The sequence below is a fragment of the Flavobacterium chungangense LMG 26729 genome (genome assembly GCF_000735715.2).
Classification (GTDB): Bacteria; Bacteroidota; Bacteroidia; order Flavobacteriales; family Flavobacteriaceae; genus Flavobacterium; species Flavobacterium chungangense.
Map to the genome: position 1 here is coordinate 189,815 of NZ_JASY01000003.1, position 24,666 is coordinate 214,480.

The window sequence follows — 24,666 nt, forward strand, 5'->3', positions numbered from 1 at the left end:
AGACCCTAAGGTTTTGAGTTCCTAAGATTCTAAGTTTTTTTTACTTAGCTTGAAAAATCTTAGCACCTCAGAACCTTAGCAACTTAGAACCTAAAAGAAAAAAAATGAACTTCCGTAAATTAGGCAAAACCAATTTTAATATATCCGAAATCTCACTTGGCACCTGGCAGGTTGGAGGAAAATGGGGATCTGCTTTTGACAACAAAACTGCAGACGAACTTTTAAATACAGCAATTGATAATGGTGTTAATTTTATTGACACTGCAGATGTTTATGAAAACGGTTTAAGCGAAACCGCAGTTGGAAGAGTTGTTCGTTCGAGATCTGAGCGTATTTATGTAGCTACAAAATGTGGACGCCATATTAATCCGCATGTCAATGAAGGATACCAGCCCAAAGTACTTCAAAAATACGTTGAAGACAGCTTAAAAAGATTGGGACTCGAAACACTTGATTTAATTCAATTGCACTGTCCTCCTACTGAAGTTTTTTACAGACCTGAAATTTTTGAACTGTTTGATCGTCTGAAAGAACAGGGCAAAATTTTAAACCTTGGCGTTAGCGTTGAAAAAGTAGAAGAAGCCTTAAAAGCAATAGAATATTCGAATGTTACGACGGTTCAGATTATTTTCAATTTGTTTCGTCAGCGTCCTTCACAATTGTTCTTTTCTGAAGCCAGAAAAAAAGATATCGGTATCATTGCCAGAGTTCCTTTGGCAAGCGGACTTTTAACAGGCAAATTCGATGCGAAAACAACCTTTGATCAACAAGACCACAGAAACTTCAACAGAAATGGAGATGCATTTGATAAAGGAGAAACTTTCTCGGGAATTGATTATGAATTAGGTCTTAAAGCTGTTGAGGAATTAAAAGCATTATTTCCGGAAACTACAAATTTGGCTCCATATGCTTTGCAATGGATTTTAAGTTTTAAAGACATCAGTTGTATTATTCCGGGTGCTTCAAAAGAAAGTCATGTATTATCTAATTTATCCGTTTATAATTTACCTGAATTATCCTCAGAAAAAATTGAAGCAATGAATAAAATTTATGAAGAATATATAAAACCTTCTGTGCATCATCTCTGGTAATTCATTTTTTAAGACACAGTTAAATTGGAATATATAAGTTTCTAAGATTTTAAAAGCAAAATCTTAGAAACTTTTTTATGATTGCGCAACCCTTTAGTAATCAACCCATCTTATCAATAAAATTAACCTAAACTCATTAACCATGAAAAAATTAAGTTTTATTGTATTTATTACCTGTTTTATAGCTGTCTCTTGCAGTAACGACGAAGACTCCCAAAAAGAAGACTCTCAAAAATTAGAAGTAATGCACAACGAAATTGTTGCTCTTTCATTGTCCACTTCTCAAGCCTGCACAAATACTGAAGAGTGGGATTTTACAAGAATTAGTGCAAGTCCTTGTGGCGGGGTAAATGCTTATATAATATATTCTAAAAAAATAGATAAGACTAAATTCCTTGCAAAAGTAAACGAGTACCTAAAAGCTCAGGCTGCCTATAATGAAAAATGGAAAATAATTGGGACCTGCGACCTCATGCTACCGCCTTCAGGACTAGAATGTGCAGAAGGGAAACCTAAACTGGTTTATTCAATACCAAATAAGTAAACTTTACAAAATTCTAAGGTATTATGTAATTTGATTTTTAAATTTAAAAAAACATAGTACCTTACGACCTTCTTTTCCGGAAACTTCCTAAAAATGTTTAAAAAATCAAATTTTAAAGAATGGTTCAATCGATACAAATATGCAGAATTAGCAAGTACAAGTGCTGCTCTTACTACGTCGCTTTTTAGTAAAATTTACAATGGGTTAACTACAGCTTATTTGATTACGGCTGCAGAATACCTGGCTTTTTATAGTGTGATTCTGTTTTCTTCATATAAAAAACTAGCAAAGCAGAACACACTTTTAAGCAAAAAAACTTCTTCTTCCGAAATTCTTAATCTCCTAAAAAACTTAATTTTAGAGTTTGGTTACCCCGCAATTTTAGATTTTTTGATAATTCGTCCTTTTTGTATGTATTGGATGCCAATACTTTGTGGGAATTACTTTTTCGGGATTATTTTTGGAAAAATTTCTGCAGACCTGTGTTTCTATTGTTTCACCATCATAAATTATGAATTAATCAAAAGAAAATAGTTAACAGCTTTCAAATACAATTTTAAATTCTGCGCCTTTATTTTTTCCTTCACTTGAAGCCGTTAATTGACCTTTACTTCTTTCGATGATTTTTTTACACAAATACAAACCAATTCCGGTTGAAGATTCATTAGCTGTTCCTAATCGGCCCATTTTAGTGAATTTTTTAAACAGCTCATCTATTTGAAGCTCATTGAAACCAATACCTGTATCAGAAACTGTTATAATCAGACTATCATTTTCAGTAAAAATCCTAAGTTTAATTTCACTGTCAAAATAAGAGAACTTAACAGCGTTACTAATTAAGTTAATTATAACCTGTACTAATAATCCTTCATCTATTTTAAGTTGTGCTTCTTCTGTTTCGATACTTACATTAAGGCTTATATTTTTATCAATAAGCCGCTGCTCCACTTGCTCGTTGATAAAAGCCAATATATTTGGAAATATAATTATTCTGGTTTCCTGATTTATTTTTACAACCTGATCCTGCTCTTTCAATAATTTAATAAAATTTTCAATATAACGAAACTGCAGATCCGTTGATTCGCAGATTAAATTAGCTAAATCCTTAATAGAATCAGATGGCTTTTCATCTAAAATAAGCTTTGCCAGACCCTGAGGATTTCCTGCAAAATTTTTCAAATCGTGTGAAAGCATATAAATTAGATCCTGTTTTTCATTAATAAAAGTTTCAGATTCGAAAATAGATTCCTGAATATTACTCATCAACAAACCGGCTTCATCATTATATTCTGTTGGCAAAACAGATAATTTTCTCTCATTTCTATAATCATCCAATGCTTTCGAAGCTAAAAAAATGGGCTTTATCAATTGATTTAAAACCAAAAGCGTAATTGCTGTTGCCAGCAAAGTCATGATTAAGGAAAATACTAAAACAGATGTGGGTGAAATCGAAGTATTAAAATAAAGAACAAAAAATAAAATCCCGATTAAAGGAATATGAATACCTATAAAAGCAACAAACAGAAATTTGAATGCATAACTTTTTTTTAAAAATTTAATTTTCGAAAGATTATGATACAGCTTCATAAAAGTAACAATAACTTAGATTATAAATGGGGCTATCGAAGTATTTGACAGAACAAAGTTAGCTTTTAAAGCTAATTAAAAGATGTAAAATATAGAATTTGATAAAATATTTTAAAAATTAAATTTATAAAAGTTTACAAACCCTTATTTTTGCGCTATGGGAAGAAAAAATACAGACAAAGTCGTCTTTCATCAAATACAAGTTCTTGATGCAGGCGCAAAAGGTGTATCAGTTGCAAAAGCTCCTGACGGAAAAGTAATCTTTATTCCGAATGTAGTTCCGGGCGATGTAGTGGATGTGCAGACTTTTAAAAAACGTAAAGCTTATTACGAAGGAAAGGCCGTTAAATTTCACGAATTATCAGAGCACCGTATAGATCCAATTTGTGAACATTTTGGTGTTTGTGGCGGATGTAAATGGCAAAACATGAAATACAGCCAGCAGCTTTATTACAAACAAAATGAAGTAAAAAACCATCTGCAAAGAATTGGTAAAATTGAATTACCTGAATTTGAAGACATTTTAGGTTCAGAAAAACAGTTTTTCTATAGAAATAAAATGGAATTTTCTTTTTCAAACAGCCGTTGGTTAACTGAAAAAGAAATTGAAAGTACTGAAGATTTAGGAAACAGAAATGCATTGGGATTTCATATTCCAAAAATGTGGGACAAAATACTGGATATTAATAAATGTCATTTACAGGAAGACCCTTCAAATGCAATTCGTAATGAAATCAGAGCTTTTGCAAACGAAAATAATTTAGCTTTCTTTAATCCCAGAGAACATTCGGGTTTATTAAGAACGTTTATGATTCGTACAGCTTCAACAGGTGAAATTATGGTTTTGATTCAGTTTTTCGAAAATGACAAAGCCAGTCGTGAATTGCTTTTAGATCATCTTTACGCTAAATTTCCACAAATTACATCATTGCAGTATGTAGTTAATTCAAAAGCAAATGATACTATTTACGATCAAAACATTAAGTTATATAAAGGAAGAGATTATATTCTGGAAGAAATGGAAGGCTTAAAGTTTAGTATTAATGCCAAATCATTTTACCAGACCAACTCTGATCAGGCATATGAATTATACAAAATAACACGTGATTTTGCAGGACTTTCTGGTAATGAAACCGTATATGATTTATATACCGGAACCGGAACTATTGCACAATTCGTTTCTAAAAAAGCTAAAAAAGTAATTGGTGTAGAAAGTGTGCCTGAAGCTATTTTAGATGCTAAAGCAAATGCCGAACGCAATAATATTACGAATTGTGAGTTTTTTGTTGGGGATATGAAAGTTGTTTTCAACGAAGCCTTTATTGCACAGCACGGCAAGCCTGATGTTATCATTACCGATCCGCCAAGAGATGGAATGCATAAGGACGTTATTGATCAAATTTTGAAAATTGCTCCTGAAAAAGTAGTTTATGTAAGCTGTAACTCAGCAACACAAGCAAGAGATTTGGCTTTAATGGATGAAAAATATAAAGTTACCCGTGTTCGCCCCGTTGATATGTTTCCACAAACGCATCATGTTGAAAATGTTGTACTTTTAGAACTTAGATAATACAATTATAAATGAAAAAAATTCTGTATTTTTTATTAATCTTTACTTTTGGATTATCAAGCTGCGAGAAAGATGATATTTGTGATGCCAATACACCAACAACTCCCAGACTAATTATTTCTTTTTACGATATTACAACTCCTTCAGTAAAGAAAAGTGTAACACTCTTGAAAGTAATGGGCAAGGGTCAAGATGAAGGTATTATCTTTAACGAAAGTGGAACTGAGACAACAAAATACCTCACAAGCGGTGATTCAATTGCTATACCTTTAAAAACGAATGAAGATGCCGCCACTTTTTCCTTCATTTTAAATTCAGACGAATCTAATCCCGGACTGACTAATACTGATGAGATAACGTTTAATTATAGCAGACAAAATGTATATGTTTCCAGAGCCTGTGGTTTTAAAACAATTTACAGATTAGACACACAAACTCCGTTTGTAAGAACTGATTCTGGTAATGATGGTATTTGGATGCAGGATGTTCGAGTATTTAATCCTAACATTGAATTTGAAAATGAAACACATGTCAAAGTATTTTTTTAGTATCTGTTTATTGTTTACAGTGTTTTTTGTTCAGTCACAGGAAACACCTGCGGATACAATAAAAAAAGAAATCAATCAGGAAAAACCAAAATCCAAAACACCTAAGGTTGCTACAAAATCTATAGCTGACAGCATTCCTGTAAAAAAAGATCGTTATGGTTTACGTGTGGGTGTAGATTTATACAAACTAACCCGTGGTTTTTATGATAAGGATTATAAGGGAGTAGAATTTGTGGGTGATTTTCGCCTTACCAAAAAATATTACATAGCAGCTGAACTTGGTATAGAGGATAAAACCACTGATGATGACAGACTGAATTCAACAGCAACCGGAACTTACTTAAAAGGAGGTTTCGACTACAATTTATACAATAACTGGCTGGACATGGAAAATCTTATAACGATAGGTTTGCGTGCAGGTTTTAGCACTTTTAGCCAGCAGTTAAACAGTTACAAAATTTACAATTCAGATCAATATTGGGGACAAATCCCACCCATTACTGATGGCACAAAATATACTGGTTTAACTGCCGCCTGGGCAGAAGTTGCCCTTGGAATGAAAGCTAAAGTTTTTAATAATGTGTTCGTAGGATTTGGTTTTCAGTTAAAAATGCTTTTAGCCAATAAAGAACCTGGAAATTTTGAGAACCTTTATATTCCGGGTTTTAACAGAACCTATGATGGAAATTTTGGAGTAGGATTTAATTATACGGTTTCTTATTTTATTCCTCTTTATAAAAAGAAAGTAACAATTCCGGAAATAGAAAAAAAAGCTTCTAAAAAATAATTTCTTTTAAACAAAAAAAGCCCCAAATTCACTAATCAAATAATGAATTTGGGGCTTTTTAAAAATTATATTTAAGACAATTGAAAATCTATTGCCGCATTTGAATGTATCAAAGCTGTATCAAAAACCGGTACAGAAAGATCCTCGGGTTTAATCACAAGCGGAATTTCCGTACAACCCAAAATAATACCTTCTGCTCCTTCTTTTATTAATTGATTTGCTATTTCCAGATAACGTTTTTTCGTTTCCGAAGTAACAACTCCTCTTCCTAAATCTTCGAAAATTGTAGTGTGAATAAAATCCCTTTCTTCCTGACTTTTCGGGATTATTACCTCAACTCCTTTCATGGCAAGCTTATCTTTAAAAAAATCCAGTTCCATTGTAAACTTAGTTCCTAATAAACCTATTTTTTTAATTTCTTGTTTCTGGATTTCAACAGCAGTTACAGTTGCAATATGAATAATTGGTAAATCAATTGCTTCCTCGAGTCGGTCAGCAATAAAATGCATCGTATTTGCACACAGAAGAATTGCTTCAGCTCCACCAGATTTTAAAAATTCGCAGGCTTTTAAAAGCATTTCAAAAGTAGAATCCCAATTATTAGCATCATTATTCTTTTTTATTTCGGCATAATTGAACGAATAAATCAAACACTCTGAAAAGTTGAGCCCTCCCATTTTTTTATTTATCCCTTCATTTATAAGTTTGTAATAATCTGCTGTCGAAACCCAGCTAATACCTCCTATAAGTCCAATTATCTTCATAAAAATGATTTTTAACTATCCAATTTCTTTAATTCCTTTTATAAAAATCCATTTTACAAAAAGTTTTTCACCATCTTTAGTGTTCACTGCTTTAAATTGTGGAGCAATTAAAGTTGCCACAATAAAAGCTGTGAGTGGAATCCAGATTCCGGTTAATCCACTGTATTCTGCAATAATAAATCTTCCTAAAATAAATAAAATTGCGAAACATCCCAATTGATATAGAAATGCCCTTACTTGTAGTTTTGTCATTTTTTTCTTTTTTAAGGTTCAGAGTCACAAAAGACTCAAAGTTACAAAGTTTTTTCTCTGTCGATCTTTAAAACTTTTGGCTCTTTTGTTACTATTCGTTAACCTGAAACTTCGTTCTCTTACTTCCTTCGTACATTTCGTATTTTACTAAGCGTGCCTCAAGACTTGCGTTAAAAAGTTTAATTTTTCGGGAAGGCTTTAATCCTACAAACTTTAAGGCTTCCAGATTTGCGGTAATAAACCAGGCATTAGTCCCCGGATAATTTTTCTTTAAAGTATCACCTATATTTTTGTAAAATTCTTCCATGTGAATATCCAGACGCTCATCATAAGGAGGATTGAATACAACATGAAGTTTTCCTTCTACGGCTTTTTCAGTATCAAAAAAGTTATCTTCAGAAATCGTCACATAATCTTCAAGATTCGCATTTCTGATATTGTCTTTGGCTTTGCTTACAGCACTTGGCGCTTTATCAAAACCTTTAATTGTATAATGAAATTCCCTTGTTTTTTTCATCAGGCTGTCAACGATTCTATCGAATAAATCATTGTCCCAGTCTTTCCATTTTTCAAAAGCAAACTCTTTTCTGTTGATATTTGCCGGAACGTTACAGGCAATCATAGCAGCCTCTGCCAAAAATGTTCCCGAACCGCACATAGGATCCAAAAAGTGACTTTGTCCATCCCAGCCTGACAACAAAAGGATTCCTGCTGCCAAAACTTCGTTAATAGGAGCAATATTTGTAGCTGTTCTGTATCCACGCTGATGCAGAGAGTTTCCTGAAGTATCCAAAGCTACTGAAACCTGATCTTTGTCAATATGAACATTGATTCTTAAATCCGGAAAAGCTTTATCAATACTGGGGCGTTGCCCTGTTCTTTCCCTAAACTGATCTACAATGGCATCTTTACACTTTTGAGAAACAAACTCAGAATGGTTAAAATAAGTAGAATGAACCGTAGCGTCAATTACAAAAGTCTGATTGGCATTCAGCAATTTAGACCAGTTTATACCTGAAATTCCTTTGTACAATGCCTGCTCATTGTTTGCCCTAAACGAGTAAATTGGTTTTAAAACTTTAAGGGCTGTTCTAAGTGACAAATTGGCTTTGTACATAAACCCTTTATCACCTTTAAAACTTACCATTCTTACCCCTTTTTCAACATCCTGGGCACCAAGATCCCGCAATTCTTTTTCTAATATTTCTTCGAAACCAAAAAAACATTTGGCAATCATTCTAAAATTTTCTTCCATCTTTATTTTTGTTTAAAAAAAACTCCGATCGCATACGCCTATCTGATTATTCAGGTATCGCCACGAAATAGTTATTTTTCGGCAAAAATACACTAAATTTGCCGGACTTTGAATTAATTGAAATAGAATAAATGTCTGAAGCGCCTAACTCATCAACACCTAATCAGGATCGTAACATCGAAAATTGGTTTACATCATGGTTTGATACTCCGTATTATCATATTTTGTATAAAGATAGAAATTACAGAGAAGCTCAGATTTTCATGGACAACCTTACACATTACCTAAACTTGCCTGAAAAAGCAAAAGTATTGGATTTAGCCTGTGGAAAAGGACGTCATTCTATCTATTTGAATCAGCTTGGTTATACTGTCTTAGGAGCAGATTTATCTGAAAACAGTATTGCAGAAGCCAGCAAAAACAGCAACGAAACCCTGCACTTTAAGGTACACGATATGCGTGAGCCCTTTGAAGACAAATTCGATGCTATTTTCAATCTGTTTACCAGTTTTGGTTATTTTGAAAGTGATGATGATAACTTAACCACTTTAAAAGCTATCAAAGAAAGTTTGTCCGAATATGGTTTTGCCGTAATTGATTTTATGAACGTAAATCAGGTTATCGAAACCCTTGTTCCCGAAGAAGTAAAAACAGTGGACGGAATTGATTTCAATATCAAAAGATATGTAGAAGACGGACATATTTTTAAGGAAATTGATTTTGAAGATCAGGGGAAAAAATTCCATTTTACAGAAAAAGTAAAAGCGCTAACATTGAAAGATTTTCAGGATTTAATGGATGAAGCCGGTATTTATCTCTTAGATATTTTCGGCGATTATAAGCTCAAAAAATTCCACAAAACCGAAAGCGAACGATTAATCATGATTTTTAAATAGGTTTAATCGTTTAACCGTTAATTTGTTTCATCATTAAACAGCTTAACAACAACTGATTAAACAATTAAACAAAAAACGATTAAACAAAAAATGAATTATCTATTACCCTTATTCTCTGTACTTCTGGGCTATATTGTGGCTTTATTTTTAAAACCAAAAAACAAGACCAATCTAAAATTATTGCTGGCATTTAGTGGTTCATTTTTGTTATCCTTAACTGTAATGCATCTCTTGCCGGAAGTTTACGAATCGCATAATCACAACATCGGTGTGTTTATTATGATCGGAATTTTATTTCAGATCATTCTGGAATTTTTCTCCAAAGGTGCAGAACATGGACATGTTCACGGGCATGCAAAAATGTCACAGATTCCATGGTTGCTTTTCATAAGTCTTTGTATTCATGCCTTTTTAGAAGGTTTTCCGGTAAGTCATCATCATGGTCTGGCTATCGGAATTGCGATTCACCATTTGCCAATTGCCGTGATTTTAACGACATTTTTCATCAATGCCGATTTAAACAAAAAAGCCATTTTTACTTTCATGTTGACTTTTGCTGTCATGACTCCTTTGGGAACTGTAGCTTCTGATTTTTTACCTATATTAAACGAATATTACACCGAAATAACCGCAATCGTAATCGGAATATTATTCCATATTTCGTCGACCATTATTTTCGAAAGCAGCGAAGGACATAAATTTAATGTTGCCAAAGTTTCGATGATTGTTCTGGGAATTTTACTTGCATTTCTATTATAATTAGGGCGTGCCCACATTCACAAAAGGCGCTGCTTATCAAACCGCTTATGTGCGCCTTTCGCAAATATGGTCGGGCTATCCGGGCTACTTCGGTAGCTTCCTCCTATCCCTCACGCAACCGTAAATCAGGCAAAATCTTCCCAAAAGAAACAAAAATCTTTGTAACTTTGAGACTTGCAACTTTGATATTAAAAAACACAATGACGTTTACAAAAACAACCGAACAATCTTCAAAATACGAGCATTTAGAGAAAATGTCAGTTCATGAACTACTGACTAATATTAATAACGAAGACAAAACTGTACCCAATGCTGTCGAAAAAGCGTTACCGCAAATCGAAGCTTTAGTTGCGCAGACTGTTGCAAATTTAAAATTGGGCGGGCGTATTTTTTACATCGGAGCCGGAACATCCGGACGTTTGGGTGTTGTAGATGCTTCTGAATGCCCTCCTACTTTTGGAGTTCCGTTTGACTTGGTAAACGGAATCATTGCGGGTGGTGACACAGCAATCCGTCGTGCCGTAGAAAATGCCGAAGATAATGCAACACAAGCCTGGATTGACCTGCAGGCACACAACATCAACTCAAATGATATCGTTATTGGAATTGCTGCTTCAGGGACTACTCCTTATGTTATTGGAGGCTTAGAAACCTGTAACGAAAATAATATTGCTACAGGCTGTATTACCTGCAATGCGGGAAGTCCTTTGGCACTTACAGCCAAATTCCCTGTTGAAGTAGTTGTTGGGCCGGAATTTGTAACCGGAAGTTCCAGAATGAAAGCAGGAACCGCCCAGAAACTGGTTTTAAACATGATTTCAACTGCTTCGATGATTCAGCTTGGAAAAGTAAAAGGAAACAAGATGGTAGACATGCAGTTGAGCAATATTAAACTGGTTGACCGCGGCGTAAAAATGATTATGGGAGAAATTCCTGTTTCGTATGAAGAAGCTTCAGAATTATTAAAGAAATACGGCAGCGTTAGAAATGCTGTTGATAATTATAATAAGTAAAAAGTTTTCGGTTAAATGTGAGATGCTGCTACTTAACTACAAAGCTTAAACTTGTAACCTGAAACTTTTCAAACCTGAAACAAAAAAAATGGCAACAAATAAAGAATTATTAGGAAAAGGAATTAAATATTTATCAGGTTCATTGCCTTTGTTATTTATAGGTCCATCATTGATTTATAACGCCTTTATGAACCAGCACACCGCCTGGCATTATCTGGTATTAGGAATTGGGATTGTGGCCTGTCTGAGTGCTATGTTTTTAATTTTTTACGGATTGAAAATTATTATGAAAGGTTTGTTTAATGACTAATTTGTATCTTTACTAAAATTAAATATTTATGGATATTAAGGCCGAAATAAACTGGATCCATCAGGAAATTGATAAAGTTAAAGATCCTTCTTTTGTACAAAAACTAAAAAGCCTTTTACAATCAGTCAACAATTCTGATATTGAGTCAGATGCTTCATATAATATTGATATTGACAACGCTTTAGATAGTATCAAAAAAGGTAACTTTTATACTGAAGATCAGGCAAAAGAAATTGCAAAAAAATGGGGAAGAAAATAATTTGGTCGAGCGATGCTTTAGATCAATTAGAAGACATTCATTTTTACATTTTTTTTGAAAGTAAATCCATTACGATTGCTGATAAAGTAGTTAATACAATTTTTGACAGTACCGATATACTAAAAACACAACCTGAAATCTATAAGCTCGACAAGCAAAAAGTTAATAACGACGGTACTTTTAGAGTTTTTTCTGTTTATGATTATAGTGTTTCATATCAAACAACACAAGATTCAATCTTCATTCTGCGGGTTCGTCATAACGCTCGAAAAACCAAAAAACATTCATGGAAAGTCTAATTCACATTCAGAAAACATTTGAAAAAGTAATTTATATTGACAAGAAAATAAACAACCGTGAGTTTGAGGATTGTGTTTTTAAAAACTGTGATTTTTCCAACAGTAATTTCGCTTACAATACTTTTTTAGACTGCGAGTTTATCGACTGTAATTTGTCGATGACAAGTCTGGCCGGAACGAGTTTAAAGAATGTGACTTTCAAGAACTGTAAACTTTTAGGAATTGCGTTTAATGAATGTGACGACTTTTTATTCCAGGTTTATTTTGAAGAAAGCACCATAGATTATGCTATTTTTTCGAATAAAAAAATGCCTAAAACCAAGTTTATCAATTGTTCTGTTAGAGAAGTTACTTTTATAGGAACTAATTTAACTAGTTCGGTTTTTGATAATTGTGATTTGGATGGCGCTATTTTTAATGATACGCAACTGGCCGCAGTTGATTTTAGAACGGCTTACAATTATAAAATCGATCCCGAATTTAACCCGATGAAAAAAGCACAATTTTCGACTCAGGGAATTACGGGACTTTTGGATAAATATGATATTAAAATTGTATAATTATGGAAACAAACGAATCTTATCTGGAAAGCGTTAAAAAGCAGTTTTTGTATTATAAAATGCTGGGCGAAAAGTCAATCGATCAATTAGAACCTGAACAGCTTTTTATTGCTTTAAACGAAGATACCAACAGTATTGCGACTATAATCAAACATATTTCGGGAAATATGCTGTCACGATGGACAGACTTTTTAACTTCTGACGGTGAAAAAGAATGGCGCAATCGCGATGCCGAGTTCGAAAATGATTTACAGTCAAAAGAAGAAGTTCTGGAAATATGGAATAAAGGATGGAATATCTTTTTTGACGCTTTAAACAATTTAAAACCGGAACAGCTTTCAGATATAATTTATATTCGGAATGAAGGACATACGGTTATTGAAGCTATTAATCGACAATTGGGGCATTATCCGTATCATATCGGGCAGATTGTTTTTTATGCGAAACAGTTGAAAAACAGCTCCTGGAACAGCTTATCGATTCCGAAAAATAAATCAGGGAATTACAACGCTGAAAAATTTGCCAAAGAAAAAGAAATTAAAAATTTTACTGATGATGAATTAAACAGACTGAAATAATTAGTTCTCACTTTTAAAATTCTACCTGATGAAAACGACTGCCCTAGCCCTGATGGAAGCGGCATCCTTTTGTGGCATCCCGATAGCTATCGGGAGCCGCAAAAGATATAGCGGACAGCAGGAATCAGCTCCTTAAAAAACACTTATTTAAATGAAAAAAATTATATTCTTATTCCCAATACTGGCTTTGGTATCGTGTTATAACGCAGAGCACAACTGCAAAGATTTCAAAAACGGTAAATTTAAATTTGAATTTGAAGTAAACGGCGTAAAAAAAACAACGATTTTTGAACGCAAAGACAGTATTGAAATTGAAACTTTTGAAGGCAAAACCGACACCTCAACCATACGCTGGGTAAGTGACTGCGAATATGTTTTGCAGAAAAAACATCCGAAAAACATGGCAGAGGAAAAAGCAATCAGCATGAAAATACTAACAACCTCGAAAGATTCGTATACTTTTGAATTTGGAATGGTGGGCTCTGAAGAAAAACAGCACGGAAAAGTTTTTAAAATCGAATAAAAAATAGTAATTTGAATGTAAATTAAAATTTACATGGAAGTATTTTTAAACCCGGATGCCTGGATTGCATTACTAACCCTGACATTTCTGGAAATTGTTCTGGGAATTGACAACATCATCTTTATTTCAATCGTTACAGGAAAACTCCCTGAGCAGGACCGGAAAAAAGCAACCCGGATTGGTTTGTTTCTGGCTATGTTTATGCGAATTGTGTTGCTATTGGGAATCTCGTATTTGATTGCCATGAAAGCTACAGTATTCAGTATTCACTGGGGCTGGCTCGAAGCTAATTTTACCGGACAGGCAATTATCTTATTTTTAGGAGGATTGTTCCTGATATATAAAAGTACCAAAGAAATCAGTGAAAAAGTAGATCATAAAGGAGAAGAAGAACAGAACATCCAATCTGCTGCAAAGAAATCTTTTTCGAATGTTATTGTACAAATCCTGTTAATCGATTTAATTTTCTCCGTTGACTCCATTTTAACCGCTGTAGGCATGACCAATGGTGTTGAAGGTGCCCTGACTATCATGATTACAGCAGTTATTATTTCGGTAGTTGTTATGATGCTATTTGCCGTTCCGGTTGGTAATTTCGTTAATAAAAATCCATCAATACAAATATTAGGACTTTCATTTTTGATACTAATTGGTTTTATGCTAATTACTGAGAGTATGCATTTGTCTAATGCAACCCTGATTGGTGAACACATTGGAGCTATTCCGAAAGGCTATTTGTATTTTGCCATTACTTTTTCTCTGGCTGTTGAATTTATCAATATGCGAATCCGAAAGAAAAAAGCATAAGTCTAAATTTAAAAGTTCCCTTTGCGGAACTTTTTTGTTTCACAAATAAACCTGATTTTTCAAAAAATATAGTTTGAATAGATACTGAAATTTGTTTCTTTTACAATACTGTTTTCTAATTCTAAATTCAGAACGTAATCCAATATGAAAAATACCATTTCGCATAGAGTTGCCGATTTTTTGAAGCACTTCCCTCCTTTTAATCTGCTGCATCAAAAAGACCTTGAAAAATTATCCGAACAGATTTCCATCATATATAAAGAAAAAGATTCAGTGATTTTTACTCAAAATGAAAAGACACATGACTCTTTTTATGTGGTGCATAAAGGGGCGGTTGCCCTTAAAAAGAATCAAAAAACCCTTGACATGTGTGATGAAGGTGATATTTTTGGATTAAGACCACTTTTGGCACAGGAAAATTATGTTATGGAAGCCAGTACTTATGAAGAAAGTATCCTGTATGCCATACCTATTGCCGTTTTTAAGCCCTATGCTTTAGAAAATAAGGCGATTGGAAATTTCCTGATCGAAAGTTATGCTTCGAATACTAAAAATCCTTATTCAGAAGTCCATAAAAACAATTTGTACGGTGAAGTGATTGCGCAGCATGAACAGAATACCGACAAAGAAATATTTGACTTACAGCCGATAAAATTTTCAAAAAAGATTGTTACCTGCGGACCATCAACCACGGCAAAAGAAATTGCTAAAATACTGACCAAGAAAAAAGTCGGAGCGATATTAATTGTAGATGAGATGCTCCCAATCGGAATTATTACGGATAAAGATTTGCGTAACAAAATTGTTTCAGGCGACTACCCTATTACGACAACAGCCGAAACGATTATGACGTCTCCTGTCATTACGTATTCCAAAAAAATGACGGTTACCGAGGCTCAAATGGCGATGATTAAAAGTAATATAAGCTATTTGTGTCTAACCAAAGACGGAACTGTTAATACAAAAGCGGTTGGTATTTTGTCTAAACACGACCTTATGGTTTCGCTGGGAAATAATCCGGCAGTTTTGATCAAAGCATTAAAAAGAACCACAAAAGTTAAGGAAATCAAGCCAATCAGAGCCAGAATCATGCAGTTATTGCAGGGATATCTAGACCAGAATATCCCGATGACACTGATTACTAAAATCATAACCGAATTAAATGATGCCTGCGTAACCCGTGTCATAGATATTTCACTGGAAAAAATGAATACGCCTCCCCCTGTGAAATTTACATGGCTTGCACTCGGAAGCCAGGGACGTGACGAGCAAATGCTACATACCGATCAGGATAATGCGATTGTATATGAAAACGTTTCCGAAGTTTTTAAGGATGAAACAAAAGCCTATTTTCTAAAACTGGCCACGTACATCAACAAAGGGCTTTTTACTATTGGTTACGAATATTGCCCTGCAGAAATGATGGCCTCTAATCCAAAATGGTGTATGAGTCTGAACGAATGGAAGGATCAGGTCGCGTACTGGATTAAAAATCCGGGTAAGAATGAGGTTCTTTTGTCTTTTATCTTTTTTGATTATAGCGTAAAATATGGCAATCGTGAAATTGTAGATCAATTATCCGATTCGATTTTTGAAAATGTAAAAGCCAATCCTATTTTTTATGTTCATTTGGTGAGTGGTGCTTTGCAGAGTCCATCTCCTACCGGATTTTTCAGACAATTTTTAGTGGAACAGGATGGTGCCAACAAAGATCAGTTCGATATTAAAAGAAGAGCCTTAATGCCTCTGACAGATGCTGCAAGGGTTCTAATTCTATCGCACTCGGTAAAATCTATCAGCAACACAGCGGAACGTTTTGAAAAACTGGCTGAACTGGAACCTCAAAACAGCGAACTTTATTTATCGTGCTCTTATTCATTTAAGGCTTTATTGAAATTCAGGACCAAACAAGGGCTTTTACATCATGATTCAGGGCAGTTTATTGCTTTGGAATCCCTTTCGAAAATGGAAAAAATAAAACTGAAAAGGACTTTTAAAACTATCAAGGAGCTTCAGGAATTAATTTCGGTACGTTTTAATGTTTCTAATATTGTATAAGAATGAGTCTATTTAATTTTTGGCAGAAGGAAGAAGAAAATTTTTTCGATGAAAACGTAACTATTGAAGAAACACGTTTTGTCGTTCTCGATACTGAAACGACTGGTTTTGATTTTACAAACGACCGCATTTTATGTATTGGAGCACTCGTATTGCAAAATGGCACTATTTCAGTTCAGGACAGTTTTGAAGTTTATATAGAACAGGATCATTATGATGAGTCGACTGCCCAGATTCATGGTATTTTGAAAGATTTTGTTGTAAAACGCCCTTCAGAATTAGAAGCTTTGGAACAGTTTTTAGTCTATTTGGGAGATGCCATTATTATTGCACATCATGCTTATTTTGATATCACAATGATTAATAAAGCGCTTGAAAGAAATGGTTATCCAGAGTTAAAAAACAAAGCACTTGATACCGGAGTTTTGTATAAAAAAACCTTAATAAAATCTCATCTCTTTGAAAGAAAAGACCATTACTCATTAGATGATCTGGCAGATAAATTTGATATTTCAAAAAAAGACCGGCACACCGCATTGGGAGATGCTTATATTACAGCCATCGCTTTTTTAAAAATTATAAAAAAGCTGAGGGAGAAAAAAGAGGTTTCTCTAAATCAGCTTTTTAAATAATTAAGATATTTTATGAAACTTAAATTTACATTTATTTGGACATTTTAACTATTTCATAATATATCTCTTATCATTTATTAGCAATAAGAAAAATTTAACATAACATACATTTTGTTTTTCGGAGATAGCTTTGCTTCAATCAAAAAAACAAAAAAACAGTTATGAAATTTAAATTTTTAAGATCCATTGCATTACTTGGAATTACAGGGTTTTCTGTAATTAGTTGTCAGAATGATGATAATGACAGCAATAAAATAAATGAAGAAATTGATTTTACTACTAAATCAAATATTCCCGCTTTTGTATTTGCCCAGCCAGGCTTCGAAAATTTAGAAATTTCAACTTTAATCTCAACAACAGACGTATTACCGGAGAGTCCTTCATTTATTTATGCTGGGCAGCCCGATGGAGCCGGTTTTATGAAAGATCCGAGCGGTGATGGTTTTGTAATGATTACTAACCATGAAATCATACAATCTGTATCAAGAGTTTATTTTGACAAAACTTTAAAACCTGTAAAAGGAGATTATATCGTTGATGCTGTTGGAGGACAAACGAGACTTTGTTCTGCAACTTTGGCTACACCTGAAATTCATGGCTTTGGCCCTATCTTTTTAACCGCAGGAGAAAGCGGACAGGAAAGTATGGTTCACGGTATCAACCCACTTGCACCAGCAACAGATAAAAACAGAAAAGACAGGGTTTTACCTGCCTTAGGAAAAGCAAGTATGGAAAACGCTGTTCCGCTAACCAAAAAAGCATATCCTGGTAAAACTGTCATTATAATGGGAGAAGATCAATCTTACGCTACTTCTCATGCAAGTGCCGGTCAGGTAATTATGTATGTTTCTACTGTAGGAGATTTAAATAACGGAAAATTATACGCCTTAAAAAGAAATGATGACATTCAGGTAGAGACTACTATGACTATCGGAAATTCTTTCGATGTATCATTTGTTGAAATTCCGAATGCCAAAAACATTACAGGAGCTGAAATTAATACAACGGTAAATAATTTAAAAGCAATACGTTTCTCAAGAGTTGAAGACATTGATTACAGAAAAGGATCAGCAAAAAACAACAGAGAAGTTTATTTTACCGCTACTGGACAATCTTCAAATGGCACTGATCCTGTAGAAGGTTACACAATGTGGGGAAGAGTATATAAATTAGTATTGGATGCAAAAGATCCATTAAAAGGAAAACTTGAATTAGTTGTTGAAGGAGATTCTACACCTGGAACTGGTGTTATCAATCCTGATAACCTTTGTGTAACAGAAAACTACGTTTATATTCAGGAAGATGGGGACAGCTATTATGGTAATGCAAAACATGATTCCTATATCTGGCAATATAATATTGCTAAAAAAACCAATAAACCTTGGTTAAACATGAACCACAAAAGAAATGATACTTACTGGAATAGCACATACAATCAATCTGGTGAAATGAGATTTGGAAGCTGGGAATATGGTGCAATGGAAGATATATCTGATGTTATTGGTATCCCGAATACTTTCACGTTAAATATTCATCCTCATACATGGCAAAATGATGCATTCAAAAATGCAGATGGTTCAGGAGTGAGCACAAATAAAGAAGGTGGACAAACTGTAATTATCCGAAACGTTCAACGATAACAGCTTCTTCTAATTTATATAAAACAACTCTTATTTTTGTGATAAGGGTTGTTTCTATTACAATACCATTATGAAATTAAAGCACTTAACTTTTCTAATTATAACACTTTGTCTGTTATTTTCATGTAAAAAAAATGAGGTTTCAAAACCTTCAATTAAGCAGGATTTATTAATTGATCTGACGAAATTAAATAATGAAATTTTGCAGTTTAAAAAGCTTGCAACAAATAATTCATCCCAAAAAGAAATTTTAGAACAATTTAAAAAATCCAGAATGGCTTATAAAAAAGTCGAATGGGCAATTGAATATTTTATTCCTGAAACGGCCCGATTTATGAACGGTCCGGCATTAGATGAAATGGAACTTGAAGAAAACAGATTTTTTGAACCGCATGGTTTTCAGGTGATGGAAGAAATGATCTATCCTGAATATAAAACCGAAGATAAAGAAAACCTGATTCGGGAATTAAATATATTTCAATCAAATATCAAGCTGCTCACCAGTACTTTTGAAGTTATTGCAATCAGCGACAATTACGTTTTAGATGCTATTGAGCAAAATATCTTCAGAATCATTGCTTTAGGAATTACAGGATTTGACAGTCCCATTTTACAATCTTCAATCCCGGAAGCGGGTCAAAGTTTAATTGTAATTCCGGAATCACTCGAAAAAATAAATGCTAACAGTAAATCTCTGGCAGACATAAAAAAAACAGCACTTAAAGCCAATAATTATTGTAAAGAGAATAATAATTTCAATGCTTTCAACAGAGCTTTTTTTATAACAGAATACTTAAATCCCATTTCAAAAAAAATTAAAAGTTTTCAGAAAGAAGAAAACATTAAAAATGTCAAAAAAAGCAGTGTGTTAAAATCCAATATTGGGACTTTGTTTGACAAGGATGCTTTTGATGTGAATGCATTTGTCCTTTCAGAAGATTACAATTTCTCTACAGATAAAGCTATTTTAGGAGAAAAATTATTCTATGACAAAAATCTTTCCAAAAACAACGATCGAAGCTGTGCCAGTTGCCATCACCCTGAGAAAGCATTTACAGATGGCTTAAGAACAAATCTTTCGCTAACCGGATCAAATTTAATCCGAAATACACCTACACTGACTTATGCATCATTACAAAATGCCCAGTTTTGGGATATGCGCCAACTGGATTTGGAAAAACAAAGTGTAGATGTAATTCAGAATAAAGACGAAATGCATGGTTCAATGGATAATATTCATGCTAAAATTTTATTGGACAAAGATTACATAAAGCTCTTTAAAAAGACTTATCCAAAGAACACAAAACCTGAAAAATGGCAAATTCAGAACGCAATTGCGAGTTATGTACGTTCTTTAAACTCATTTGATTCGAGATTTGATGAATATATGAGAGGAAATAAAAAAAGTCTCAGCAATCAGGAAATTGAGGGAATGAATCTTTTTATGGGAAAAGCAAAATGCGCCACTTGTCACTTCACACCATTATTCAACGGAACTGTTCCCCCTAGTTATTCTAAAACAGAACATGAAGTAATTGGAACGCCAAATGAAGTTTCCGGTAAATCATTAAGTACCGATTTAGGACGTTACATTTATAATAAAATGCCTCAGCTAAAAGGTGCTTTTAAAACACCGACAGTTAGAAACATTGCAGTTACAGCTCCTTACATGCACAACGGAGTTTTTAAAACTTTAGAAGAAGTTGTCTCTTTTTACAATAAAGGAGGTGGACAAGGTCTTGGTTATGAAGTAGAAAATCAAACCCTTCCTTTTGATGAATTAAAATTGAATAAAAAAGAAGAATCTGCTTTGGTAACGTTTATGAAAACCCTTACTGATAAAAGATATCAATAATTTTATAATGAATATACTGGGTGTTAAAAATGCACCCAGTTTTTTTATTTAGGAATTTCTAAAATTTCCTTCTTAATTTCGACAGAATAATCATTTGGAGAAATATTACCTCCAAAAGTTTTTGCATAGATTTTTGTAAATTCAGCTCCAAAATATAAAATGATAGCCGAATAATAAACCCATACCAGTATAATAATAACAGATCCCGCTGCGCCATAGACCGTTGCAATGGTTGAACTTCCCAAATAAAATCCGATAGCAAACTTACCAATCATAAACAGGATTGAAGTAAATCCGGCACCAATAAAAGCATCTTTCCATTTTATATTTCCATCAGGCAGTGTTCTGAAAATGATAGCAAAAAGAAGCGTAATACTTCCTAAAACGATTAAGATGTTAATGACATAAAACAGATATACTGTACTTTCCGGAAAGTAAATTTTTAATCTGGCGTTCAAGATATCCAAAGTAGCATTGAGCATTAAACTAACCAGCATCAGAAAACCTACTGAGACTATCATAGAAAACGACATCAGTCTGTTTTGTACAAACTTTTTAAGGCCTTTATTGGGTTTCGCACGCAATCCCCAGATATAATTAATGGAACTATGAATTTCAGCAAAAACTCCGGAAGCCCCTATAAGCAGCATAATAACTCCAAAAACAGTTACAAAAACATTACTATCAGAAAGTTGTACATTCTTTATAGCTTCCTGGATTTGTTTGGCAGCATCATTACCTACCAATTCATTTATTTGCCCGTATAATTGCCCTGTTACAGCTTCTTCACCAAAAAAGAAACCACAAATGGTTATAATAATGATTAATAATGGCGGTAATGCGAAAATAGTATAATACGATAAAGCAGCACTTAATTTTATAGCGTCATCTTCTATAAATTCTAAAAACGTTCTTTTTAGCAGATACCAGGATTTCGAAAAAAAATTTTGATTATTCATTTACCGATTTTTTTTTGATATTCACTCAAATTTAAGCAATAATCAAAAATCCCTAATTCCTGATTTTTAATTGAATTTTACATTTTTACCATGTAACTTTAGTTAGAAACCTTTCTATATTCCTGATCGAATCCTAAATTTTTAATTTTTAAAATCTTTTTGAATTCGCTTCTTGTTGGTTTAATCAGATAAAAAGTAGAGTCCAACATTTTACCTTTTACTTTAGTAACAGAATCAAGTTTTTTAAGATCTTCTCTTTCACAAAGGTTCTTAAATTTTAATGTGTTTTTTTCAATTGAAAGAAACTGAATATTCCAAAATATAGAATCTTTTCTACTTAATATCAATTGTCTATCAATTCGTTTTGCTTTTTGATAAAGGGAAAACCGAAACAAAGTATCAATCTGTTTTTGAATTAATTCTACTGAATCACCTTTTGAAAACACATCAAATTTATCTTTCGTTTCCTTTGTTACAATTTTTCCATCAACGATATCATATTCCGACTTTGTTGAGTCTAATGTGAGCTTATGAACTTTGAATTTATAAAAGTACTCTTTTAAGATTCTGCTTTCTTCAATTCTAATAAAAGTCGAATCATTATTCATATACAATCCTCTAAATTTATTTGGAAAACGATCTAATTCAGAATCTTTATCTGGTTGAGGATTTTCAAAATATAAATTCACACAATCAGCACAAGCATAGGCATCTGCTTTTTTACAAGAAATTATTGATACTATTACTGCTATAATTAAAATTGACTTTTTCATAGGAAAATCATTTATAGTGGCAAAAAATCCCTTTATCATAAACCGTCCATAAACTTGCTTTTTGGTTTGCGGCTTTTAATGCGTTATTTGCCCAGGTATTACAGGTATAAAAAAGACTGTAGCTGCCTTTTGCTTCATAGAAAGCATCTTTTTTTCCGTAGCTGTGACCCTGAATCCATTGCGGATGAAGAGAATCACTGAAGCTGTCTGAAATATAAGTTACCAGATTTTGATAATTTTCTTTTGAAATCAGGATTCGTTTGCAGTCATCGCCTTCTTTTAATTGTTTAAAAAATGTGGTATGCATTGCAGACGAACTTACACCAAATGCGGCTTTTAAGGCCGTACTTGCTTTTAAATCTGACCATTCGGGCGTATCAAGATAAAAACCTTTATCTCCCCAGCCAAAAGCGATATAGTTCATCAAAGAATCCTTTGATTGCGTCTGGCCGAACAGGATTTCGTTTCGCCAGTCTTTGATTTCATTTTTAACGGGAACTACAATATCTGTGTGAACGCCGTTTGAGAGAATGTAAATTGGAACAGCATTTTGTTCTTCGACCTGAGCAATATCAGAATTGACCGTGATTTTTGAAATTAAAAGAACTGATGAAATGTACAACGCAAGGAAAGCGAAAATTCCGAAAAGTGTCCAGCCTAGAAATTTGAAAGTTTTTTTTAGCATTTTTGATTGGTTTTAGATTTAGTTATTGGTTGATTTTCTGTAACCAATTTTTGAGCCAAAGTTTTACTAGTTTTTATTTTTTTTGCGAAATGGTACGCAGATTCTACAGATTCACTATTGCGAAAAAGCGGATTTACGCAGATTTTTTTTAGATTTTCAGGCTGAGCGAAGTCGAAGCCTACCCACAGATTGGCAATACTTTATGGAGCTTCCTGCGGGGCTTCGACTCCGCTCAGCCTGACATTGAATGCGTTTAATTTTAAACATAAAAAAACTGCTGAATCTCTCCAGCAGTTTCCTCTATTCTCTTTCTTCTTTATAGTATTCTCTAAAAATCTACACGTTAAAACGGAAGTGCATTACATCTCCATCTTTTACTACGTATTCTTTTCCTTCAACTTTGAATTTTCCTGCTTCTTTAGCTTTTGCCTCAGAACCGTATTGAACGTAATCATCATAAGAGATAACCTCTGCACGAATAAATCCTTTTTCAAAATCAGTGTGGATAACTCCTGCTGCCTGTGGTGCAGTTGCTCCAATGTTGATGGTCCAGGCACGAACTTCTTTTACACCAGCAGTGAAGTAAGTTTGTTGTTTTAGCAGTTTATAAGCTGCACGAATTAAAACGGAAGCTCCAGGCTCAGTCAATCCCATGTCTTCAAGGAAAACCTGACGCTCTTCATAGCTTTCTAATTCAGTGATATCAGCCTCTGCTCCTACTGAAAGGATAATAACCTCAGCATCTTCATCTTTTACTAATTCACGAACCTGATCTACATACTTGTTTCCGCTTACTGCAGAACTTTCATCAACATTACAAACATACAAAACCGGTTTTGCAGTAATTAACTGAAAACCTTCCATTAGAACTTCTTCATCATTTGACTGAGGAATAATTGTTCTCGCCGATTTTGCCTGTAATAAAGCTTCTCTAATTCTGTTCAATAAAGCTTCTTCAGTCTGCGCTTCTTTGTTTCCGGTTTTTGCAGCACGTTTTACTTTTTCTAAACGTTTTTCTATTGTTTCTAAATCTTTTAACTGCAACTCGATATCGATTGTTTCTTTGTCACGAATTGGGTTTACGTTTCCGTCAACGTGTACAATATTATCATTGTCAAAACAACGTAAAACGTGAATGATAGCATTACACTCTCTAATGTTTCCTAAAAACTGGTTTCCAAGACCTTCTCCTTTACTTGCTCCTTTTACCAAACCTGCAATATCTACGATATCTACAGTTGCCATTTGAACACGCTCTGGTTTTACCAGTTCTTCTAATTTGTTGATTCTTGGATCCGGAACGTTTACAACACCAATATTAGGTTCGATTGTACAAAACGGAAAGTTCGCACTTTGCGCTTTTGCATTAGATAAACAATTAAATAATGTTGATTTTCCAACATTTGGTAATCCTACAATTCCTGCTTTCATCTGTTTGTTTCTATTTATTTATTCGGCCTTTTAATGTTTATGTACAACATTAATCCTTGTAACTTAATATTTTACGAACTACTTATTTTTTTGGTTTCTGCCAAAATGATATTTTTTGGCTTTAAAATTTTGCAAATATAAGATTTAATACCTCGGGAGTGAAGTAAAAATGTGCTTTAATACAATTTTAAAGCGGTGTCAGAAAATTTTTAAACTTTTTATTAATATTTT

The 24,666-nt window shown here is 33.6% G+C and carries 28 protein-coding genes; 20 read left to right on the plus strand and 8 right to left on the minus strand.

Annotated features, from left to right (window positions below; translation table 11 throughout):
• Nucleotides 1-104 precede the first annotated feature (104 nt).
• The 3 genes from JE46_RS08545 to JE46_RS08555 all read left to right on the plus strand — a co-directional run bounded on the left by JE46_RS08545 (nucleotide 105) and on the right by JE46_RS08555 (nucleotide 2,169).
• The gene (locus JE46_RS08545) at nucleotides 105-1,091 is read left to right on the plus strand and encodes an aldo/keto reductase (protein ID WP_031454851.1); all 987 of its coding nucleotides are present in this window, start codon (nucleotides 105-107) and stop codon (nucleotides 1,089-1,091) included.
• Between the two features lie 142 nt (nucleotides 1,092-1,233).
• Entirely contained in the window at nucleotides 1,234-1,635 is a 402-nt protein-coding gene (locus JE46_RS08550; protein ID WP_031454852.1) for a hypothetical protein, read from the plus strand.
• A 93-nt stretch (nucleotides 1,636-1,728) separates the two neighbouring features.
• Complete coding sequence (locus JE46_RS08555; RefSeq protein WP_031454853.1) at nucleotides 1,729-2,169, plus strand: hypothetical protein; 441 nt, start codon at nucleotides 1,729-1,731, stop codon at nucleotides 2,167-2,169.
• On the opposite strand, the gene JE46_RS08560 is transcribed toward JE46_RS08555, so the two are convergent.
• Nucleotides 2,170-3,222 carry a sensor histidine kinase gene (locus JE46_RS08560; protein WP_031454854.1) on the minus strand — a complete coding sequence of 351 codons (1,053 nt, stop codon included), beginning with the start codon at nucleotides 3,220-3,222 and terminating at the stop codon, nucleotides 2,170-2,172.
• Nucleotides 3,223-3,379: 157 nt separating this feature from the next.
• On the opposite strand from JE46_RS08560, the gene rlmD reads away from it, so the two are divergent.
• The 3 genes from rlmD to JE46_RS08575 are packed head-to-tail and all read left to right on the plus strand — an operon-like array spanning nucleotide 3,380 to nucleotide 6,127.
• Nucleotides 3,380-4,792, plus strand: a complete 1,413-nt coding sequence (gene rlmD / locus JE46_RS08565; RefSeq protein ID WP_031454855.1) for a 23S rRNA (uracil(1939)-C(5))-methyltransferase RlmD — start codon at nucleotides 3,380-3,382, stop codon at nucleotides 4,790-4,792.
• An 11-nt stretch (nucleotides 4,793-4,803) separates the two neighbouring features.
• A complete protein-coding gene (locus JE46_RS08570; RefSeq protein WP_031454856.1) occupies nucleotides 4,804-5,340 on the plus strand; it encodes a DUF6452 family protein in 537 nt (178 codons plus the stop codon).
• Nucleotides 5,312-6,127: a DUF6048 family protein gene (locus tag JE46_RS08575; protein WP_031454857.1), complete on the plus strand. Its 816-nt coding sequence runs from the start codon at nucleotides 5,312-5,314 to the stop codon at nucleotides 6,125-6,127. Before JE46_RS08570 ends, JE46_RS08575 begins: the two co-directional genes overlap by 29 nt.
• A 71-nt stretch (nucleotides 6,128-6,198) precedes the next feature.
• On the opposite strand, the gene JE46_RS08580 is transcribed toward JE46_RS08575, so the two are convergent.
• From JE46_RS08580 to JE46_RS08590, 3 genes are all read right to left on the minus strand, one after another.
• Nucleotides 6,199-6,891 carry an aspartate/glutamate racemase family protein gene (locus JE46_RS08580; protein WP_031454858.1) on the minus strand — a complete coding sequence of 231 codons (693 nt, stop codon included), beginning with the start codon at nucleotides 6,889-6,891 and terminating at the stop codon, nucleotides 6,199-6,201.
• 15 nt (nucleotides 6,892-6,906) lie between these two features.
• A complete protein-coding gene (locus tag JE46_RS08585) occupies nucleotides 6,907-7,143 on the minus strand; it encodes a hypothetical protein (RefSeq protein ID WP_031454859.1) in 237 nt (78 codons plus the stop codon).
• A gap of 91 nt (nucleotides 7,144-7,234) precedes the next feature.
• Nucleotides 7,235-8,398 carry a THUMP domain-containing class I SAM-dependent RNA methyltransferase gene (locus JE46_RS08590; RefSeq protein WP_031454860.1) on the minus strand — a complete coding sequence of 388 codons (1,164 nt, stop codon included), beginning with the start codon at nucleotides 8,396-8,398 and terminating at the stop codon, nucleotides 7,235-7,237.
• Nucleotides 8,399-8,529: 131 nt separating this feature from the next.
• Between JE46_RS08590 and JE46_RS08595 the strand changes: the two genes are divergently transcribed.
• The 14 genes from JE46_RS08595 to JE46_RS08660 all read left to right on the plus strand — a co-directional run bounded on the left by JE46_RS08595 (nucleotide 8,530) and on the right by JE46_RS08660 (nucleotide 20,587).
• A complete protein-coding gene (locus JE46_RS08595) occupies nucleotides 8,530-9,294 on the plus strand; it encodes a class I SAM-dependent methyltransferase (protein WP_031454861.1) in 765 nt (254 codons plus the stop codon).
• Nucleotides 9,295-9,384: 90 nt separating this feature from the next.
• Nucleotides 9,385-10,053 carry a ZIP family metal transporter gene (locus JE46_RS08600; RefSeq protein ID WP_031454862.1) on the plus strand — a complete coding sequence of 223 codons (669 nt, stop codon included), beginning with the start codon at nucleotides 9,385-9,387 and terminating at the stop codon, nucleotides 10,051-10,053.
• A 200-nt stretch (nucleotides 10,054-10,253) separates the two neighbouring features.
• Nucleotides 10,254-11,066, plus strand: a complete 813-nt coding sequence (murQ, locus tag JE46_RS08605) for an N-acetylmuramic acid 6-phosphate etherase (protein WP_031454863.1) — start codon at nucleotides 10,254-10,256, stop codon at nucleotides 11,064-11,066.
• A gap of 88 nt (nucleotides 11,067-11,154) precedes the next feature.
• Nucleotides 11,155-11,376 carry a DUF6095 family protein gene (locus tag JE46_RS08610; RefSeq protein WP_031454864.1) on the plus strand — a complete coding sequence of 74 codons (222 nt, stop codon included), beginning with the start codon at nucleotides 11,155-11,157 and terminating at the stop codon, nucleotides 11,374-11,376.
• A 28-nt stretch (nucleotides 11,377-11,404) separates the two neighbouring features.
• Nucleotides 11,405-11,635, plus strand: coding sequence for a hypothetical protein (locus tag JE46_RS08615; protein ID WP_031454865.1), 231 nt, complete (start codon nucleotides 11,405-11,407; stop codon nucleotides 11,633-11,635).
• Nucleotides 11,620-11,934: a type II toxin-antitoxin system RelE/ParE family toxin gene (locus JE46_RS08620; RefSeq protein WP_031454866.1), complete on the plus strand. Its 315-nt coding sequence runs from the start codon at nucleotides 11,620-11,622 to the stop codon at nucleotides 11,932-11,934. Before JE46_RS08615 ends, JE46_RS08620 begins: the two co-directional genes overlap by 16 nt.
• Nucleotides 11,922-12,494: a pentapeptide repeat-containing protein gene (locus tag JE46_RS08625; protein ID WP_031454867.1), complete on the plus strand. Its 573-nt coding sequence runs from the start codon at nucleotides 11,922-11,924 to the stop codon at nucleotides 12,492-12,494. Before JE46_RS08620 ends, JE46_RS08625 begins: the two co-directional genes overlap by 13 nt.
• Nucleotides 12,495-12,496: 2 nt before the next feature.
• Nucleotides 12,497-13,072, plus strand: coding sequence for a DUF1572 family protein (locus JE46_RS08630; protein WP_031454868.1), 576 nt, complete (start codon nucleotides 12,497-12,499; stop codon nucleotides 13,070-13,072).
• Between the two features lie 151 nt (nucleotides 13,073-13,223).
• Nucleotides 13,224-13,595, plus strand: coding sequence for a hypothetical protein (locus JE46_RS08635; protein WP_031454869.1), 372 nt, complete (start codon nucleotides 13,224-13,226; stop codon nucleotides 13,593-13,595).
• A 33-nt stretch (nucleotides 13,596-13,628) separates the two neighbouring features.
• Entirely contained in the window at nucleotides 13,629-14,402 is a 774-nt protein-coding gene (locus JE46_RS08640) for a TerC family protein (RefSeq protein ID WP_031454870.1), read from the plus strand.
• Between the two features lie 144 nt (nucleotides 14,403-14,546).
• Entirely contained in the window at nucleotides 14,547-16,460 is a 1,914-nt protein-coding gene (locus JE46_RS08645; protein ID WP_031454871.1) for a DUF294 nucleotidyltransferase-like domain-containing protein, read from the plus strand.
• A gap of 2 nt (nucleotides 16,461-16,462) precedes the next feature.
• Nucleotides 16,463-17,092, plus strand: a complete 630-nt coding sequence (locus JE46_RS08650; protein WP_031454872.1) for a 3'-5' exonuclease — start codon at nucleotides 16,463-16,465, stop codon at nucleotides 17,090-17,092.
• A 161-nt stretch (nucleotides 17,093-17,253) separates the two neighbouring features.
• A complete protein-coding gene (locus JE46_RS08655) occupies nucleotides 17,254-18,732 on the plus strand; it encodes a PhoX family protein (protein WP_031454873.1) in 1,479 nt (492 codons plus the stop codon).
• A gap of 274 nt (nucleotides 18,733-19,006) precedes the next feature.
• Nucleotides 19,007-20,587 carry a cytochrome-c peroxidase gene (locus JE46_RS08660; RefSeq protein WP_236010725.1) on the plus strand — a complete coding sequence of 527 codons (1,581 nt, stop codon included), beginning with the start codon at nucleotides 19,007-19,009 and terminating at the stop codon, nucleotides 20,585-20,587.
• 44 nt (nucleotides 20,588-20,631) lie between these two features.
• Here JE46_RS08660 and JE46_RS08665 read toward each other — a convergent pair whose 3' ends face one another.
• The 4 genes from JE46_RS08665 to ychF all read right to left on the minus strand — a co-directional run bounded on the left by JE46_RS08665 (nucleotide 20,632) and on the right by ychF (nucleotide 24,435).
• Complete coding sequence (locus JE46_RS08665; protein ID WP_031454875.1) at nucleotides 20,632-21,546, minus strand: YihY/virulence factor BrkB family protein; 915 nt, start codon at nucleotides 21,544-21,546, stop codon at nucleotides 20,632-20,634.
• A 98-nt stretch (nucleotides 21,547-21,644) separates the two neighbouring features.
• Entirely contained in the window at nucleotides 21,645-22,319 is a 675-nt protein-coding gene (locus JE46_RS08670; protein ID WP_157505894.1) for a hypothetical protein, read from the minus strand.
• Between the two features lie 7 nt (nucleotides 22,320-22,326).
• Complete coding sequence (locus JE46_RS08675; RefSeq protein WP_031454877.1) at nucleotides 22,327-23,004, minus strand: TIGR02117 family protein; 678 nt, start codon at nucleotides 23,002-23,004, stop codon at nucleotides 22,327-22,329.
• Between the two features lie 336 nt (nucleotides 23,005-23,340).
• The gene (ychF, locus tag JE46_RS08680; RefSeq protein ID WP_031454878.1) at nucleotides 23,341-24,435 is read right to left on the minus strand and encodes a redox-regulated ATPase YchF; all 1,095 of its coding nucleotides are present in this window, start codon (nucleotides 24,433-24,435) and stop codon (nucleotides 23,341-23,343) included.
• Between the last annotated feature and the right edge of the window lie 231 nt (nucleotides 24,436-24,666).